The 17,050-nt window shown below is 42.2% G+C and carries 16 protein-coding genes; 5 read left to right on the top strand and 11 right to left on the bottom strand.

Annotated features, from left to right (window positions below; translation table 11 throughout):
* Positions 1-4 precede the first annotated feature (4 nt).
* On the top strand, positions 5-1,036 hold the full coding sequence (locus tag MusilaSJ_RS12710) for a ferredoxin--NADP reductase (RefSeq protein WP_274990286.1): 1,032 nt from the start codon (positions 5-7) through the stop codon (positions 1,034-1,036).
* Between the two features lie 50 nt (positions 1,037-1,086).
* Here MusilaSJ_RS12710 and MusilaSJ_RS12705 read toward each other — a convergent pair whose 3' ends face one another.
* From MusilaSJ_RS12705 to MusilaSJ_RS12695, 3 genes are all read right to left on the bottom strand, one after another.
* Positions 1,087-2,256, bottom strand: coding sequence for a PepSY-associated TM helix domain-containing protein (locus MusilaSJ_RS12705; protein ID WP_274990285.1), 1,170 nt, complete (start codon positions 2,254-2,256; stop codon positions 1,087-1,089).
* A 3-nt stretch (positions 2,257-2,259) separates the two neighbouring features.
* Positions 2,260-4,674, bottom strand: a complete 2,415-nt coding sequence (locus tag MusilaSJ_RS12700) for a TonB-dependent receptor (RefSeq protein ID WP_274990284.1) — start codon at positions 4,672-4,674, stop codon at positions 2,260-2,262.
* A gap of 85 nt (positions 4,675-4,759) precedes the next feature.
* Positions 4,760-7,180, bottom strand: a complete 2,421-nt coding sequence (locus MusilaSJ_RS12695; RefSeq protein ID WP_274990283.1) for a TonB-dependent receptor — start codon at positions 7,178-7,180, stop codon at positions 4,760-4,762.
* Between the two features lie 257 nt (positions 7,181-7,437).
* Here MusilaSJ_RS12695 and rhuM point away from each other — a divergent pair, with 257 nt between their 5' ends.
* Positions 7,438-7,698: a RhuM family protein gene (gene rhuM, locus MusilaSJ_RS12690; RefSeq protein ID WP_274990282.1), complete on the top strand. Its 261-nt coding sequence runs from the start codon at positions 7,438-7,440 to the stop codon at positions 7,696-7,698.
* 24 nt (positions 7,699-7,722) lie between these two features.
* On the opposite strand, the gene MusilaSJ_RS12685 is transcribed toward rhuM, so the two are convergent.
* Positions 7,723-8,658 carry a hydrogen peroxide-inducible genes activator gene (locus MusilaSJ_RS12685; protein WP_274990281.1) on the bottom strand — a complete coding sequence of 312 codons (936 nt, stop codon included), beginning with the start codon at positions 8,656-8,658 and terminating at the stop codon, positions 7,723-7,725.
* A gap of 305 nt (positions 8,659-8,963) precedes the next feature.
* Between MusilaSJ_RS12685 and MusilaSJ_RS12680 the strand changes: the two genes are divergently transcribed.
* A complete protein-coding gene (locus MusilaSJ_RS12680; RefSeq protein WP_274990280.1) occupies positions 8,964-10,469 on the top strand; it encodes an NAD(P)H-hydrate dehydratase in 1,506 nt (501 codons plus the stop codon).
* A gap of 346 nt (positions 10,470-10,815) precedes the next feature.
* On the opposite strand, the gene MusilaSJ_RS12675 is transcribed toward MusilaSJ_RS12680, so the two are convergent.
* From MusilaSJ_RS12675 to MusilaSJ_RS12650, 6 genes are all read right to left on the bottom strand, one after another.
* Positions 10,816-11,637, bottom strand: a complete 822-nt coding sequence (locus MusilaSJ_RS12675; RefSeq protein WP_274990279.1) for an anti-sigma factor — start codon at positions 11,635-11,637, stop codon at positions 10,816-10,818.
* A 1-nt stretch (position 11,638) separates the two neighbouring features.
* Positions 11,639-12,166, bottom strand: coding sequence for an RNA polymerase sigma factor (locus MusilaSJ_RS12670; protein ID WP_342457028.1), 528 nt, complete (start codon positions 12,164-12,166; stop codon positions 11,639-11,641).
* Positions 12,167-12,214: 48 nt separating this feature from the next.
* Positions 12,215-13,096 carry a lipoyl synthase gene (gene lipA / locus MusilaSJ_RS12665; RefSeq protein ID WP_274990277.1) on the bottom strand — a complete coding sequence of 294 codons (882 nt, stop codon included), beginning with the start codon at positions 13,094-13,096 and terminating at the stop codon, positions 12,215-12,217.
* 155 nt (positions 13,097-13,251) lie between these two features.
* Complete coding sequence (gene ytxJ / locus MusilaSJ_RS12660) at positions 13,252-13,581, bottom strand: bacillithiol system redox-active protein YtxJ (RefSeq protein WP_274990276.1); 330 nt, start codon at positions 13,579-13,581, stop codon at positions 13,252-13,254.
* A 229-nt stretch (positions 13,582-13,810) separates the two neighbouring features.
* Positions 13,811-14,305: a 6,7-dimethyl-8-ribityllumazine synthase gene (gene ribH, locus MusilaSJ_RS12655; RefSeq protein ID WP_274990275.1), complete on the bottom strand. Its 495-nt coding sequence runs from the start codon at positions 14,303-14,305 to the stop codon at positions 13,811-13,813.
* Positions 14,306-14,485: 180 nt separating this feature from the next.
* The gene (locus MusilaSJ_RS12650) at positions 14,486-15,163 is read right to left on the bottom strand and encodes a tetratricopeptide repeat protein (RefSeq protein WP_112651600.1); all 678 of its coding nucleotides are present in this window, start codon (positions 15,161-15,163) and stop codon (positions 14,486-14,488) included.
* A 245-nt stretch (positions 15,164-15,408) separates the two neighbouring features.
* On the opposite strand from MusilaSJ_RS12650, the gene recF reads away from it, so the two are divergent.
* Together recF and MusilaSJ_RS12640 are read left to right on the top strand one after the other, a co-directional pair.
* Complete coding sequence (recF, locus tag MusilaSJ_RS12645) at positions 15,409-16,509, top strand: DNA replication/repair protein RecF (protein ID WP_274990274.1); 1,101 nt, start codon at positions 15,409-15,411, stop codon at positions 16,507-16,509.
* Entirely contained in the window at positions 16,502-16,792 is a 291-nt protein-coding gene (locus MusilaSJ_RS12640; protein WP_090530976.1) for a DciA family protein, read from the top strand. Before recF ends, MusilaSJ_RS12640 begins: the two co-directional genes overlap by 8 nt.
* On the opposite strand, the gene MusilaSJ_RS12635 is transcribed toward MusilaSJ_RS12640, so the two are convergent.
* Positions 16,779-16,976 (bottom strand): hypothetical protein, encoded by a 198-nt coding sequence (locus tag MusilaSJ_RS12635; protein ID WP_091172734.1) that lies wholly within the window; start codon positions 16,974-16,976, stop codon positions 16,779-16,781. The two genes, MusilaSJ_RS12640 and MusilaSJ_RS12635, sit on opposite strands and share 14 nt — an antisense overlap.
* Positions 16,977-17,050 lie beyond the last annotated feature (74 nt).

Raw genomic sequence — 17,050 nt, 5'->3', positions numbered from 1 at the left:
ATTGATGACCGAAGAGATTTTAAAACTAAAAGTTGAACGCATAAAATGGGAAACCTCAGATACTGCTACTTTTTATTTGAGCAGTATTGATGGTAATCTTATCCCTTATACCGCAGGACAGTTCATCACACTGATATTTAACCACAGGCAGGAAGAGATCAGGCGCTCGTATTCGTTAAGCTCATCGCCCGATGAACCATACCTTGCAATAACTATCAAGCGCATTACCAATGGTGAAATCTCGCGTTTTATGCTCACCAAAATAAAGGAGGGCGATGAGTTAACAGCATTAGCCCCTGCCGGTCGTTTTATCATCAATGACCATCAGCAGGAAAAGGATCTGTTTTTATTTGCGGGCGGCAGCGGCATTACCCCTATATTTTCGCAACTAAAATATATTTTAAACCGGGAGGGTAAAAGCCGGCTAACCCTCATTTATAGTAATCAAAATGCCGCTTCCATTTTATTCAAAAACGAGCTGGATAAACTGGCAGCCGAACACCCCGAAAGGTTGACGATCATTTACCTGCTTAGCAGCGAAGGTAACCGCCTCAACCCCGATAAGGTAGAAAAGCTGGTGAAGCAATACACCAGTTTTAACCTGGCAAATGCTGAGTTTTACCTTTGCGGCCCGTTTGCTTTTATGCGAATGATCCGGTTCGACCTGGTGTATATGGGGATTGATCAGGCAAAGATCCGCCGCGAAAATTTTGTGCTCGAAACAGTTGCCGTAACAAGCAGCTTTACTAACTTTCCACCTAAAAACATCAAAATAAAATACCGTGGCGAGCTACATGATATTGTGGTGGGCGAAAACCAATCCATACTGCAGGCCGCCCTGCAAAACAATATCCCTTTACCTTATAGCTGCCGGGGAGGAATATGCTCTACCTGCATGGTTAAATGCACCGGTGGTAAAGTTGAAATGGTGAAAAATGATGTCCTTACTGAAGCGGACCTTGCACAGGGATGGATTTTGACCTGCACCGGGCATCCGTTGGATGATGAGGTGGTGGTTGGCCCCCCAGCCCCCTAAAAGGGGGAGTTATACCGGGAAGCGAAAGAATAATCAGTGTATCAAAAAAATCAACGGTCGGTTGGCAAATGCTGCCTTACCGTCCTTCTATGCACCACCGATTTTACCTTTTTTGATTTGGATTTTTTGCGTTTGCCGAGCCAGATGATAAAGCCGGTGACGGGTAAACTTGCGCAAATAAGGCTGGCCAGGAATGCGATGATCTTACCGGGAAGGCCTAATATTTGGCCTACGTGAATATCATAGTTCATGTTATTCATTTTCATGCCGGCACTTTTTTGCTCATGCGCGGTGCGGTTCAATAATTTGCCGGTGTATTTATCGAAGGAATAGCTATCACTTTTATAGTAGTGTAAAGCTTGCGCATATGCGGTTATGCCTATGGCACTGGCTTTAGCAGCATCGTCATAAATTAAAAACATTTCGGCATTTGGCGAGGCGGCTTTGGCTGATAAATATGCCTTGTTGATAACCTGGGTAGTATCCATTTTGCCGTTCAACAACGAATCGGACTTGAAAACTACCTTTTCTTCGGGATGCGCTTTGCCCAAATTAGCGGCTGCGTAAATAGCTTCACGCATCCAGTCAAATGATATTGACAGACCTGTTATGGCCAATATGATAGCCACGCTGGTGGCGTAAAAGCCCAAAACATTATGCAAGTCGTAATTAACACGGCGCCAGCGGCCACCCCACTTAATAGTGAAGCTGCGTTTACGGTCGCTTTTACGTTTGGGCCACCAGAGTATTATGCCGGTGATCATCAGCACCACAAAAATTATTACCGATATGCCTACTACCAGAGTGCCGATATTAGCTGGAAGCAACAGGTACAGGTGAATATATTCAACAATAATAAAAAAGTTTGTGGTGGGGCTTTCGGTATGGGTGATCTTACCTGTATAAGGATTCAGATATACAAAAAGGAGGCCCTCTTTTTTGTCCGTTACCAACACCCCCGCAGGACGACCGATACCGTAATAGTAAATATAACTGGCCGTAGCGCCTTTGCGGCCTTTCAGTGCTTCGGCCTTAAGTATTGATGGTGCTATGTAGGGTTTCTCTTGTACTTCAACCTTACGGTAACTGTGTATGGCATCCTGGATCTCGTCCTGGAAGCAAAAAATACAGCCGGTAATACTAACTATAAATACTACCAGCCCGGATATAAATCCGAGCCAGCGATGTATAAACAATAGTGTTTTTTTAAAAGGTGTCATTCACTAAAATTTGTAACCGATACTTAAACGTACGTTTGTTGGTGCCTCTGCCTGCCAGCTGTAAACAGTTTTGCCGTCGGTGCTCAACCCCTCATGACCACCTGAGTAAAGGTATTTGTTAAGTACGTTATTTACATTTAACGCAAAACTCATCTTCTTGGCCTGGTAGGATGCGCCTGCATCTAAACGGAAATAGTTTGGCAGATCTGATGTGCCGGTGCCGAGGCTCCATGGCAGGCGGTCAAGCTGCCACTGATAGCCGGTTGAAAAGCCCAAACCTTTTAAGCTGCCATGCTGCAAACGGTATGTTAACCAGGCATTGGTAACATGTTTTGCAAAGCCGGGAACAGGGTTGCCAACATTTGCGGGGTCGGTATCTTTAGAGATCTTCGAATCGGTATAAGCATAGTTAACCATCAGGCTCAGGCCGGTTATGATTTCGCCGCGGGCATCAAATTCAATACCTTTGGTTTTAGTTTGACCTAATTGCAAAACGTAATTTGCGGCAGATTCATCATGTTTGTCGGGGTCGGTTACCAACTGGTTGTTTTTAAGAATCTGGTAAGCAGATAAGGTGGTATTCCACTTTCCATCAAACCAGTCGCGTTTTAAACCGAGCTCCATGTTGTTGCCTGTAATAGGCTTAACTTTTTGACCGCTGTATATTTTACCTGTTTGCGGCACAAAAGATTGATCATATACCGCATAAGCAGTTGTAGTAGGATCAACGTTGACACTTAACCCAAAACGGGGCGTAAATTTATGCCCTTTGGTATCGCCGGCATAAGGATCGGTAGTAGTGGCATGTGTGTAACGACCGGCTACAGTTAAACGCAATTTCTGATCAAAAAAGCCCAACTCATCCTGTACATAAAATGATTGATATTTTTCGGTATTTACAGCGTTTTTACCGCGCTCGCTAAGCGGGACCGACCTGTCAAACACAGGTAAGGTAACAGGCCCGTTGTTTGGATTGTGGATATTGAAAGGGTTTGCAGGATCAGGATCAAGTGAACCTGATTGAAAATAATCCGGGATGTAATACTTGTCGCCGATATCAACCCCACTTAACAGGCGGTGAATAACTTTGCCTGTATTAAATTCGCCGTTTAAAAAAGCCTGGGCAAATTTGTTTTTGTTAACGGCATCCCATAAACCAAGGTTACGGTCAACATCGCCGTTGCTGCTGATGCTGTTTATCCAATAGCTGTATGCCGTTTGCTTATAATAAAAATAAGCACCCTGCGCGGTAACTTTCCACTTGCTGTTAAAGGCGTGCTCATAAGTTAAAAACGCGCTTTGGTCTTGTATGCCCGATGATGGTGAATTTGAAGGCGCGTTAGTAAAGTTGCGTGGTAGTGTTGCATAGCCATCAGTGGAGAACAGGTACGCGGTACCAAAGGCATTCATGCGCTGGTACTGGTAGGTATACTCGGCAGTGAGGGTATTTTTGCTGTTGAATTTGTAGCGTAATACAGGAGCGATAGCTGTGCGGTTGGTAAAATCATACGGGCGCCATGACTTTGAAAGCTGGCCCATCAGGTTGAGGCGGTATTGCAGTTTACCATTTTTAGTAAGTACGCCGTCAAAATCGGCAGTGGCGCGGTAGCTGTTAAAGCTGCCGGCGGTAAAATTAAATGCCTGGCTGGTAGTGCCGGTAGGCTTTTTGGTAACTACGTTGTAAAAGCCCGATGGGTTACCGTTGGCCAGCATAAATGCGGCAGGGCCTTTTACAAATTCAATCCTGTCAACAAATGACATATCCTCGGTTAGCGGGCCCCAGGTTGCTTCAATGTTCATACCATTGCGAAATGGTGCCAGCCTGTCGCCGCGGGCATTTACACGGGCATAATTACCCCAATGCTCCTGCATGGTTAAGCCGCTCACATTGCGCGATACGCCTTCGAGCATGTTAAAGATCTGCTGGTCCTTGATCTGATCGGAAGATACCACCTGGATATTTTGTGCCACTTCAAGTAAAGGCTCGTTTAGCCTCAGGCTGGGTGAGGGGTCATCAATCTTATACTTTTGTTTCCTGCCCGAGATTAAGACCTCGCCAATCTGGTTGGCGTTTTCGCGCAGCATAAAGTTTACGGTAGTACGTTGTCCATCGGCCAGTTCAACTGCTTTTTCTTCAGAAGCCAGGCCCACAAATGTTACTTTGATGGTGTAGCTGCCCGGTTTTACTTTGTTAAAGGTAAACCTTCCGCTTTCGCCGGTAACCGTCCCTGCAGATAAGCCGTTACCTTTAAGGCTTACGGTTACACCGGGAACGGTTTGACCATCGGCCGTTGTGATGGTACCGGTAATGGTGCCGGGCTTTACCTCGGCCAGCGCGGGTTTTATATTGAAGAGCAGCAAAACTGCCCATAATAAAAGAAAAGGAAGTTTACAGAAAGAGTGTATGGATTTGGACATTTTATTCAGGATTAACAGGAATGATACGGTTGTTAACTTAAAGCAGGAACTGTAATACACTCCTGCTTTTTATTTAATGGCTGTTTTAAAATTTATAGGTTGCGCTTAATGCAAAACTTCTTAGTTTTTGAGGGTTAATGGTGGTGTAACCTATCCAGTATTTTTCATTGGTAAGGTTGTCAAGCTTAGCACCAAACCGGTATTTATTAGTATCATAAAATGCTGATGCTCCTAATACAGTGTAAGCCGGCAGGGTAAATACCCCAATGGTCCGGCTGTTTACGATCTTATTATCGCTGGCATAGTTGCCGCCGAAACCCAAACCAAAACCTTTTACTGCACCTTGATGAAACTTGTAGCTTACCCAAAAATTAGCCAGGTATGGCGACGAGGCGGTTGCGGGCCGAAGACCTTCAACACCGGCGTCGGCGCTTTTGGTAAGCTTTGAATCATTATATGAAAAACCTGCTACGATGTTAAGGCCGATTATTGGGTTGGCTATTACTTCGGCTTCAAAGCCTTTGCTGTATTGGGTTCCGTCCTGTACCGAAAGAATAGGGTTTATGGTGGAAGGGCGTACGATATTTTTCACTTTGATATCATAGTAACTTACCGTACCGCTCAATTTACCATCGAAGAGATCAAGTTTTACGCCACCTTCAATTTGATTGGCTTGCTCAGGCTTAAGCGGTTGGTTGTTTTCGGTAGTACCGGTTTTGTTGTTAAAGCTATTTTGATAATTGGCAAACAGCGATATGTGGTCTTTAACGGGTTGGTAAACCAAACCGAATTTTGGCGAAAATGCGGTTTGTTTGTATGCCCCTGAAGTGGTTTTAGTTGTTGGGTCGTAGTTGCCTTTGTTGTCAAACCTGTCTACGCGTAAACCTGCCGATGCTATCAGTTGATCCGTAATATTAAACACATCAGAGATATAAGCGCTGTAGGTATTCCGTTTAAACATGGAAGGGTAGGTAAAACCATAAATGCCGGTAGCATAAAGGGCATCCATCGCCGCTTTGTTGAAATTGCTATAGTTTTGATTGCCTGTTGCAGATACAGTATCGAGCGTACTGCCAAAAAAATATTGCTGCGAGTTTTCCCTGAAGAAATCCAGGCCGCCTACAAACCGGTTACGGAATTTACCTATTTTGAAATCGCCGTTAAAGTTCTGCTGAATCTCGATCATGTCATCTTTACTTTTGCGGGTTGACTGATCGTTTCGGGAAATTGAGTCACCTGGCAACAGGTAGTAGTAAGGGCCAAAACCGTCCGAATAGCTATGGGTAAGGCTCAAGTTGGTACGGGTTGTCCATGCGTTGGAGATCTTGTATTTTACTTCGCCATAAAAATTCCTGTTTTGTGACGTTTGAGTCAGGTCGTCTCCATGATAGCTTTGTTTGTAGTCGAGCTTGAGCTGATCGGCACGACTGTAGCCCAGGGCATCGATGGTTTGTCCGTAAGGGAAAAAGAAAATAGATTTTCCGATATTGGTACCATATGACAATTCAGCATCGGCACTAATGGTTAACCTGTCGGAAGCCTTATAAACAATGCTTGGGTCAATAACCACATTGCGCGAAAAGCCGTTGTTTTGGAAACTGCCGTCATGATTAAAAGCGGTGTTTAAACGGAAGAGTACCTTTTTATCTTTATCGAGCGGAGTGTTAATATCGGCGCTGCCACGGTAAAAACCAAAATTGCCGCCAGATAAGCTTACTTCTCCGCCAAATGTATCATAAGGTTTCTTAGTAACACGGTTGATCAGGCCGCCGTATGAGGTTAAAGAACTCCCGAATAAAGTAGCAGAGGGGCCTTTAATAACCTCAATCCTGTCGATGTTAGCCGCGTCAATGCCATTGGTTATAATACCTGCAATGCCGTTACGTATGGTACTTTGCACAATAAAGCCCCTGCTGTTATAATAGGCGCCGCCATCGCCGCCACGACCGGTAGCTTCCCACATTTTTTGGATACCAGGAGCATTTTTGATAGCGTCATCAACAGAAAATATCAATTGTTCCTGCATCAGCTGGCTGCTTATGGTATTATAAACCTGTGGGTTTTCGAGGTTGCCTAAAGGCATTTTGGCAACGTCCTCGCTGCGTGAGCGTTTAAATTTATTGGTTTTATTAGCATTGATATTTACCTCCTGCAAACCATGAATAGTATTATCAACAGTAATAACAGGCAGCACAGTTGTTTGCCCGGCTGTTACGGTTACTGATTTTTCCTGTCCTTTTGCGCCAACTTCGGATACTACAAGGGTGTAATCTCCCTGCGGGGCTTTAATTTCAAATAAGCCGTTTTCATCAGTTATGGTACCATACCTGGTGCCTTTAAGTACTGCCGAAACGTTTTCGGCCGGGCCATTTTTTATAGTGACAATTTTACCCTTAAGGATGCCCCTGGCTTGCTGGGCAAGGGCCGGGATGGTGCCGATAAGTAATAGTAGTGCAACAAATGAAAAAGAAAAGATTTTTGGGAAAGATGGTTGGGCGCGATTCATTTTATTTAGACTAAATATAAATAACTGCGCAAAAATAGTCAGGCAAGTGTTATAATGCAAATTATTTATAATAAATCTAAATAGAGTGATAGTTGTTTCTGTTATTCAGAGAGTTAAAGTTATATGATCGTTTTTATAATGGCTTTATTAACTTAGCAAGGATGGATTTATTAATCTGTAGTTATCATGAGCGAAAGCACTAAGCACAACGATATTATAATTATAGCACACCTTCGGGTAATGTGAAAGTGGAGGTTATGTTCAATGGCGAAACTTTTTGGCTCACTCAAAAGCGCATGGCAGGATTGTTTGGAGTAGAAGTGCCTGCTATTAGCAAGCATCTGAGAAATATTTTTGAGAGCGCTGAACTTGACGAAACTTCAGTTGTTTCCAAAATGGAAACAACTGCAAATGATGGTAAGAATTATGTAACTGCATTTTACAGTTTAGATGCTATCATCGCTGTCGGTTACCGCGTTAACAGTTTCCAGGCCACTCAATTTCGGATAAATAAATAAAAGAGTAAAAAGTATAAAAAAGAACTAAATATCCATCACTTCTTTTTTCTTTTTGCTTTTCATCCGCTTGGGCACAAATTCCAGTATTTCAGCTTTCAGCGCTTCAATCATACGGCGTTTTAAAAAGTTACGCTGTATCACAATGCTTACCTCACGGGCGGGTTCGGGCGATTTAAAATAGCGTACCTTATCCAGTTGTTTCTCGCTAAGCTCAGACAGGGCCAACTCGGGGAGGATGGTTGCCCCGTTATTTTGGTCGACCATGCGTTTTAGGGTTTCAACGCTGCCGGTATTGTATTCAAAATGCTGAAAGCCACGGGTTGATTTACGTCGCTGGCAAATATTCAAAACCTGCTCACGCATACAATGGCCTTCGTTCAGGATCCAGATCTCCTCCATATCTATATCATCCGGAACAATATTCTTCTTTTTAGAAAGTTTGCTGTTTTTGGATACGTAGGCTACAAAATTTTCATAAAATACAGGAATCTCGGTAAGGTTGTTTTCATGAAGCGGAGTAGAAAGGATGCCGCAGTCAAGCATACCAAGTTTTAGCTGTTGAATGATCTCTTCGGTAGTTTGTTCCCATACAATCAATTTTACCTGCGGATATTTTTCAATAAAGCCATGGATGATTTTGGGTAATATATAGGGCGAAACGGTAGGGATGATGCCTACCCGTAATTCTCCCGAAAGTTCCTTTTGCCTGTCGGATATAATTTCCCTGATCTTTTCGCTCTCAGACAGCATTACACGTGCCTGGGTAATTATTTCGATCCCTATTTCGGTAGGCACAACGGGCTGTTTGCTGCGGTCGAAGATCTTAACGCCAAGCGTATCCTCCAGTTTTTGTACCTGCATGCTTAATGTTGGCTGGGTAACAAAACATTTCTCGGCTGCCAAAACAAAGCTGCGATAGGTATCAACAGCCACAATATACTCCAGTTGTGTGATAGTCATGTAATATAGATAAATGCTATGCAAAGGTAATAAATATTGATTTTATCTATTCAAATATTTCGCAGGGTCTGAATTATAAAAGCAACTAATATGAAAACAAACAAAAAAAAACGTTAAATACCTGCATTCTAATAACTAAAATCCCGTGAAACGGCCACTTTAATATTGTAAAACAGCTTGCCTGTCCGTCTGTTAAAATAAATTTCGCTGCCGGATTTTTGGATATTGTTATTTGTTCTGCAGTTCGGTTGATCTGCCAATAATTTCTCTTAAAACAAAACCATTAAATCCTTACTTTAGGATATATGCTTCCTTTATTAATTGCCGAACAAATTCGCGAAGGCGATGCTTATACTATCGCTAATGAACCTGTTGCTTCTATTGATTTGATGGAACGCGCCTCAAAAGCTTTTGTGGGTTGGTTCGTTAACCGTTTCCCCGATAAAAACGAGCCGATAACTTTTTACTGTGGTACAGGGAATAACGGCGGCGACGGGCTTGCCATTGCGCGTATTTTATGTGATCATCATTATAATAAGCTCAACGTTGTAATAGCCCGGTTTTCTGATAAGGCATCGGAGGATTTTAACATCAATTTTGAAAGGCTAAAACAAACTTGCGTATCTATAAAAGAACTTGCCAAAGATGAAAAGATCCCGGCGAATAGCAGCCCGATAATTATTGACGCCCTGCTTGGCAGCGGCTTGAACAAACCGCTCACCGGCGATTATGAACGGCTGGTTAAGTTCATTAATGATTTGGGCCGAACAGTTGTTGCTGTTGATGTACCCACAGGTTTTTTTTCGGAAGGGGAAGTAGCCAGGGATACCGTTGCTATAAAAGCCGACCTTGTAATTACTTTTCAGCAGCCTAAAATCAATTTCCTGTTGCCGGAATCGGCACCTTATATCAATTGCTGGGAAGCCGTGAATATTGGCATTAATGAAAAGTTTATCCAGTCGTTAAATTCAACATACCAGCTTGTTGAAGAAAAAGATGTGAGGCACGTATTAAAACCGCGTCATCGTTTCAGTAATAAAGGCACATTTGGTCATGTGCTGATTATTGCAGGGCAGGCAAAAACCATGGGGGCGGCGTTATTAAGCTCATCAGCTGCAGTACATGCCGGGGCGGGCCTGACAACTGCCTGCATCCCCGAAAGTGGTTTAACCGCACTAAACAGTTATCAGCCCGAGATTATGGCCATAGTCAGGAACGGTGATGAACTGCCTGATATTGAATGGGATAAATTTAGCTCGATAGCTGTGGGGCCTGGTTTAGGCAAAGACGCAGATGCTTTAACATTATTAAAAGCAATTATCAAAAACTATAAACAACCGTTGGTTATTGATGCCGACGCGTTGAACCTGCTTGCAGAAAATAAAGCATTATTAACCCGGCTACCCGCGGGGAGTATCTTAACCCCGCACATGAAAGAGTTTGACAGGCTTTTTGGCGAACATACCAACTGGTGGCAGCGGCTGCAAACCGCTATAAAAAAGGCAAAGGAGTTAAACCTGTGTATCTTGCTGAAAAATGATTATACCATCATCGCTACACCCAATGGCAAAGCTTATTTTAACTCATCAGGAAATGCTGCTATGGCAAGCGGAGGTATGGGCGATGTACTTACCGGTGTAATAGCTGCTTTGCTTGGGCAAAAGTATCCGCCAGATCAAGCCTGTGTCATTGGTGCCTATATTCACGGTAAGGCCGGCGATGAACTCGCATTGCCAAACCGGATGCATGTTGTTTTACCCGGTAAGCTTGTTGCACAATTGCCTGTTACTATGGCAAAGTTAAGGGCATAAAAAAAACGGCTGCAAGTATCATACAGCCGTTTTAATTAACTATTAACTGATCTTATAAAGAACTAAATACTCAAATCCGGGAGTTAGGGTTATCAGGTTCACTGTTTCTCGTTTATGTCCCAACTAATCATAAGACGTTTACACGTTCCTATTAGTTACAAAAAAACTAATAATTGGTTTTGGTTTTCGTTAAAAAAATGTTAAATTATTAACCCAGTGTAGTTTAGGTTTACACAAAATACAAGTAATTAACGTATAAAAATCGAAAAGCTTACATCATTTCGGAATAAATCCGAAAAAATGTAAGCTTTTAATCATTATTGAGCCCTGGGAGGCCTTTTTGGCTTTAATATTTGCCCATTACCACCATTTGTGATAGTGTTGGACTTGCACTACCGCCTCTTGGTTCAAGCGTTACCGCGAAGGCATCGGCCGAGGCTATTGCTTTCATATTTTTGAATCCGCTTGAATCTGCTGTAGCGTCAAATACACCCAGATCAACAGGTTTGCCGTCCACCAGTGCCCAAAGCTGGTATTGGTGAGTTTGATCATTTGCAGGTAGTTTAAGGCCTTCCATGTCAATCACCACTTTTTGTTTGGATGGGCTAAAGGCTACGGTCATCACCGACTCAGGCGATTTTTTAGTTCCTTTCAGGCGGATCAATTTAAATGAGGTATCCCTTAAAAGGTTCAGTTCATTGTCCTTTGCGCTAACCGTAGTGCTAAAATGCTGGTTTTGCAACTGCATGGCATTTAGCCGGCTATTGATATCATTAAGGCGGTTGTAAAGATTATACAAAACCACCGCGCTTGCTAACAATAAAACAAGGCATGCCGCAAACGCATATTTATAAAAATTGATTTCTTTATCGGGCTGTGTAACCACAACTTTTTCCCGTTCTGTATGGGTTTGTGTAGGAAAGTCATTATCGTCGCCAAAATTGGTAAGTAAGCTTCCTAATATGCGGCTGCGTAAATGTTCAGATGGTTCAATCGCGTTTTCTCCGGCATACAGTTCCATTGAGCGTTCAATTTGGTCAAGCTCAGCCCTAATAGCGGGGTGCTTTGAAGCCAGTTCTTCAACCTGTAGCTTTTCGGCATGGGTAACATCCCCCAATACGTAAAGCTCCAGTATCCCTGTTTCAATATATGCTTTTAAATCTTCCACTTCAATTAAAATGTTTTCTGAGTTCCTGGATAGCCATTCTTAACCGGGTTTTAATGGTACCTAACGGAATGCCCAATTGTTCGGCAGCTTCCACATGGGTATAGCCTTTAAAATACACCAGCTCGATGATTTGCTTTTGCTCGGGTTTCAGTGTTTGCACTAAATTTTTAATACCCATTAACTCAGGTTTGTAAACCGTGTTTCTTTGCTCGTCAATGAAAGTTACGTTATTTTCAATATCCTGGTTTTTATTCTGATTCTTAAAATCTTTCGATCTGATCTTATCTATCGCAAGGTTGCGCGCGATATTAACCATCCAGGTAAATAAACGGCCTTTTTCAGTACTGTAGCTTGAAAAGGAATGCCAGATTTTCACAAAAGTTTCCTGTAAAACATCTTCGGCTATATTGGTGTCATTTATAATGCGTGATATTACCCCGAATAACGAGGCCGAATACATATCATATAAAGCTTCGACGGCGATTTTTTCCCGGTGTCGCAATGATAACACCAGTTCTTCTTCCGACATCGATATTTTTCGTTTTTTACTCAACCCGATGAAGATATAAAGGAATTATTACATTTCAAACAAGTGTTTTTCTGCATGATAAGATGAGCGTACCAGCGGCCCGCTTTCAACATACCTGAACCCTTTTTGAAGGCCAAACTCCTTATAACGTGCAAATTGATCGGGATGGATCCAGTCAATTACCGGATGATGGTTACGTGTAGGCTGTAAATATTGCCCCAGGGTAAGTATATGAACCCCTGCCGCCAGCAAATCATCCATTGCTTCCAAAACATCCTCCTCGGTTTCGCCCAGGCCAAGCATAATGCCCGATTTTGTACGCAAACCCGCTTCCGAAATGTGTTTCAGGGCTTCAAGACTCCGGTCATATTTTGCCTGGATCCGCACCTCTTTGGTAAGGCGCCTTACAGTTTCCAGGTTATGCGAAACTACTTCGGGCCTGGTTTCTAAAACGCGGGCAAGGTTATCCCAGTTACCTTTAAAATCGGGCAGCAGGGTTTCTAAAGTAGTGTCGGGGCTTTGACGGCGAATGGCGTTGATAGTTTCGGCCCAAATGATGGAACCACCGTCTTTCAAGTCATCACGATCGACAGAGGTAATAACGCAATGTTTTACCTGCATTAGTTTTACAGAAGTTGCTACGCGGTTGGGCTCATCAACATCAACAGCTAAAGGCCTGCCGGTTGCAACTGCACAAAACGAACACGAACGGGTGCAAATATTACCAAGGATCATGAAAGTGGCTGTGCCGGCGCCCCAGCACTCGCCCATATTAGGGCAGTTACCGCTTTCGCATATAGTATGCAGTTTATGTGTATCAACAAGGCTGCGTACGTGAGCATATTCTTTTCCTGTAGGAAGCTTAACCCTAAGCCAATCAGGCTTACGTACAGGCTGGCTAACAGCAGGAACTACCGGCAATTCAATCATGGTACAAATGTAGTTAAAAACTTATTATAGTTGTTAGTCCATGGACGATGGTCCATAGTCTATAGAAGATATGATATATTCTTGATAAAAAAGATGAATATCTATACGCCAGGATGAAACCATCGACCATGGTCTATGGACCATCGTCATCAAATCTAATTCAGCACCTCTAAAGTTTCATCAACAGAGATGCCGCTGTGAGACTGGTCAAGGATGCATTCGCCATTTTTAATGAGTAACAGTTGGGGCGATTCGTGGTGTACCTGGAATAATTGTGCAACCTGGTTTGACAGGTCGCGGTATTTGATCAGGTCTAAAAAGTAAAGGGGCATATTTTCAGGGAGATTATCCCAGTCAAGCTCAAAACGCCTTTTGGCCATCATGCTGATGGAGCAGCGCGTGCTATGTTTAAATATAAGGCTATAGCCTTCTTGTTGTTTGATCGCCATTAGCTGATCGGCCGTCTCCAACGAAATCCAGTTCATATTATTAATAGTTAAAATGCTATAACGTAATTATAACACAAAAACTGTGTAGTGTGTTTAAACAGGTTTAAAAATGACAATTAACTGTTAACGGCCTGTTTTAGGATATGAACCGTATGCCGGGCATAATTTATTTGAACAGGATGATGCTGTTGCAACTGCCGTGGCTAAAAGTGCTATGTAAACTAATTTTTTCATGTTGAGCTAAAATTAATTGCTTTAACGGATTTTAACTGTTTAATGTTTCAGCAAGGGCTGCCATTTTAATGGCGGTGATAGCCGCTTCATCGCCTTTATTACCATGTTTACCGCCGGCCCTGTCAATAGCCTGTTGCTGATTATCAGTAGTTAATACCCCAAATATAACAGGTTTTGAGTATTTTATGGCAACATTACTTACTCCGTTTGCTACTGCGTTGCAAATAAAATCAAAATGCCTTGTTTCGCCCTGGATTACACAGCCCAGGCAAATTACCGCATCAAGGCTGCCTTTTTTTAATAACAGCTCTGCTCCCGATGTAAGCTCAAAACTTCCCGGCACCTGGTATGAGAAAATGTTTTCGGCCAGTGCGCCATTGCTTACCAGGCTTTGGTATGCACCCTGGTAAAGTGCATTGGTAATTTCGGCATTCCATTCGGCCACAACTATACCGAAGCGGTATGGTGCTGCTGATGGTATTTCGGTATTCGAAAAATCGGAAAGGTTTTTAAGATGGGTAGCCATTTGATTTCGGATTTGGGAATTTCGATTTCGGATATTTTTTATTTCGAAGGTTCGATTTCGGATTTGTTAAGCCTTGTGATTGACGATCAAAATCTGCCTATAAAAAAAATCGATTCCGAATTTAAAGGTATTTAAAACCAGATAAATCCGAAATCGAAATTCTCAAATCCGATATTAAAATTATTGTTTCGCTTCGGCGCGGGCTATATATTCGTCTATATTTTGAGCTTCAGCGCTTTCAGGATATTCGGTTTTTATTCTTTTATAAGCTTCAGCAGCTTCTTTATTGTTTTTTTGAGCTTCATAAGTTAAACCTAACTTTTTAAGATAAAGCGGCGATAAAAATTTATTCTTTGCTTTATCAGCGGCTTTGCTGAAATAAGTTTCTGCTTTTTCGTAATCTTTTAATTCAACATAAGCGTCGCCTGTGCTGCCAAAAGCTTCAGCTGCTACCATGTTGTCGTCGCCGCGGTAGTTGGTTAGGTTATCAATGGCTTTGCGGTAGTCACCTTTATTTAAATAAGCAGTGCCCAGATAAAAATAAGCAAGGTTAGCAGCTTTTGTATTGCTGTAATCGCTGATGATCTTTTCAAAACCAGGGAAACCGGCATCGCCTTTAATGGCTTTGTCCCAGTTTTTTTGCTGCCAAAAATCCTGCGCTTTGTACATTTGGTTAGCGGCAGTAACTTCACGTGGACCTAAGTATAATTTAATGTAAATGAAGTAGATAGCAATAAGGGCAATAATGGCCCCTACGATAAATAGTAAGCTTTTCTGGTTCTCGCGTACAAATTTGCCACTCTGACCAAAATTGTTTTCTGGTGCTGCAACTTTGGTGTTCGCCTGGGTTTTTGACATTGTTGTTCTAAAATTAAGTTTGCAAAAATACGGTTTTCAAATTTACTGGCAATACCTTTTGTATTAAATCTTTAAAGAGGTTCATTGGTTCACTGGTTCATTCGTTCATTGGTGCTTTTATGTTGGATATCAAGCCTTCTTAAAGTCAAAAATGCGACAAAGGGTTTGATAAAGTAGCCGCTAACCTACTAATGAACAAATGAACCAGTGAACAAATGAACGGAAATAGCTAAATTTGCCATCCCATGCACCTGCAACAGCTGTCAGTTATTAACTTTAAAAATTACGATGAGGCCGAACTGGTTTTCAGCGAGGGGGTTAATGCTTTTACAGGTAATAATGGCGCCGGCAAAACCAATTTGCTTGATGCTATTCATTACCTGTCCTTATGCAAAAGCTATTTTAACCCGATAGACAGCCAGCAGATTAAGCAGGGTGCCGATTTTTTTATCATTACCGGTATCTTTAATAAAAACAATCAGCCCGAAGCTGTTGCCTGTTCTGTAAAGCGTAATCAAAAGAAACAGTTTAAGCGCAATAAAAAAGATTATCAGCGCCTGGCCGATCATATCGGACTGTTACCGCTGGTAATGATATCACCAAATGATACCAGTATCATAATCGAAGGGAGCGAAGAACGCCGCAAGTTTATTGATAATGTAATATCGCAAACAGATAACCATTATTTAGATGAGTTGATCGCCTATAATAAAATCCTTACCAACCGTAACGCGCTTTTAAAGCAGGTAGCGGATACTGGGCGATATGATGCAGGCTTGTTTGAAGTGATTGATGAGCAATTGAGTGCTTCGGGCAACCGCATTTTTGAAAGGCGCCGGGCCTTTATGGAGGGTTTTGTTACTATATTTAATAAGCATTACAGTTTTTTGAGCGATAATGCCGAGCATGTCGACCTCGTGTATGAATCGCAACTGCTTGCCGATGGTTTAGATAGTTTATTAAAAAAGAGTTTTGACCGGGATAGAGTGTTGGAGCGTACCACGGCGGGCATTCACAAAGATGATCTGCAATTCAATATCCATGGTATGGCCATGAAAAAGTTTGGGTCGCAGGGGCAGCAAAAGTCATTTTTAATCGCACTTAAGCTTGCTCAATATACATTTTTATACCAACAAAAAGGATTTAAACCCTTGCTTTTGCTTGATGATGTTTTTGATAAGCTTGACGACGGACGGGTTACCAAATTAATGCAGATGGTATCAAACAACGATTTTGGCCAGGTTTTTATAACCGATACCGGGGTTGAGCGGGTTGAAAGCGTTTTTAATAAAATAGGGGTACCTGTTAAACTATTTAAAGTAAAGGGAGGAGCGATTGATGCGTAAAACCAACGACAAAACACTTAAGGAAGCTATTGAGCAAATGCTTAATGTGTATAAGATTAAGCGGCGTTTTGACGAAACCGGTGTTATTACTGCCTGGCCCGACCTGGTAGGCAAGTCAGTAGCCAATCGCACCAAAGAGTTATTTGTGCGCGATAAGAAATTATTCCTGCGGATAGAATCATCAGTAATAAAAAATGAATTGATGCTGATGCGCAGCCAGATAATTGAAAAGATAAATAACGAAGCTAAAAGTGTGCTTGTTGAGGAAATTATCTTCCTCTAAGCATGCGTAAGCTGTTATGCTTTAATTTGATATCATCTGTAAGCTTTGAATAAGCAAGAATGAACAGGCCGGGAATGGTAAGCGCAAGCTGGGCTTCGGGGTGTGTTCTGTAAAGCATTAGTGATCCAATAACCAACATTACCAATATAAGTACGTAAAATATGTATTTGAATAATGGTTTCATGTTTTGTGATATTATTGGTTGATTAAAATATGTAATATTGTTTAGGTGGATATTGTAAAGTTACAAAAAACGTA

The sequence above is a fragment of the Mucilaginibacter sp. SJ genome, from assembly GCF_028993635.1.
In the GTDB taxonomy this organism is placed as follows: Bacteria; Bacteroidota; Bacteroidia; order Sphingobacteriales; family Sphingobacteriaceae; genus Mucilaginibacter.
Note: the sequence above shows the minus strand (reverse complement) of the source record. Positions and strands in the feature narration are given on the sequence as shown.

Coding starts and splice junctions, on each gene's coding strand:
- MusilaSJ_RS12710 (WP_274990286.1), top strand. CDS start 5: ATGACCGAAGAGATTTTAAAACTAAAAGTTGAACGCATAAAATGGGAA.
- MusilaSJ_RS12705 (WP_274990285.1), bottom strand. CDS start 2,256: ATGACACCTTTTAAAAAAACACTATTGTTTATACATCGCTGGCTCGGA.
- MusilaSJ_RS12700 (WP_274990284.1), bottom strand. CDS start 4,674: ATGTCCAAATCCATACACTCTTTCTGTAAACTTCCTTTTCTTTTATTA.
- MusilaSJ_RS12695 (WP_274990283.1), bottom strand. CDS start 7,180: ATGAATCGCGCCCAACCATCTTTCCCAAAAATCTTTTCTTTTTCATTT.
- rhuM (WP_274990282.1), top strand. CDS start 7,438: ATGTTCAATGGCGAAACTTTTTGGCTCACTCAAAAGCGCATGGCAGGA.
- MusilaSJ_RS12685 (WP_274990281.1), bottom strand. CDS start 8,658: ATGACTATCACACAACTGGAGTATATTGTGGCTGTTGATACCTATCGC.
- MusilaSJ_RS12680 (WP_274990280.1), top strand. CDS start 8,964: ATGCTTCCTTTATTAATTGCCGAACAAATTCGCGAAGGCGATGCTTAT.
- MusilaSJ_RS12670 (WP_342457028.1), bottom strand. CDS start 12,166: ATGTCGGAAGAAGAACTGGTGTTATCATTGCGACACCGGGAAAAAATC.
- lipA (WP_274990277.1), bottom strand. CDS start 13,096: ATGATTGAATTGCCGGTAGTTCCTGCTGTTAGCCAGCCTGTACGTAAG.
- ytxJ (WP_274990276.1), bottom strand. CDS start 13,581: ATGAACTGGATTTCGTTGGAGACGGCCGATCAGCTAATGGCGATCAAA.
- ribH (WP_274990275.1), bottom strand. CDS start 14,305: ATGGCTACCCATCTTAAAAACCTTTCCGATTTTTCGAATACCGAAATA.
- MusilaSJ_RS12650 (WP_112651600.1), bottom strand. CDS start 15,163: ATGTCAAAAACCCAGGCGAACACCAAAGTTGCAGCACCAGAAAACAAT.
- recF (WP_274990274.1), top strand. CDS start 15,409: ATGCACCTGCAACAGCTGTCAGTTATTAACTTTAAAAATTACGATGAG.
- MusilaSJ_RS12640 (WP_090530976.1), top strand. CDS start 16,502: ATGCGTAAAACCAACGACAAAACACTTAAGGAAGCTATTGAGCAAATG.
- MusilaSJ_RS12635 (WP_091172734.1), bottom strand. CDS start 16,976: ATGAAACCATTATTCAAATACATATTTTACGTACTTATATTGGTAATG.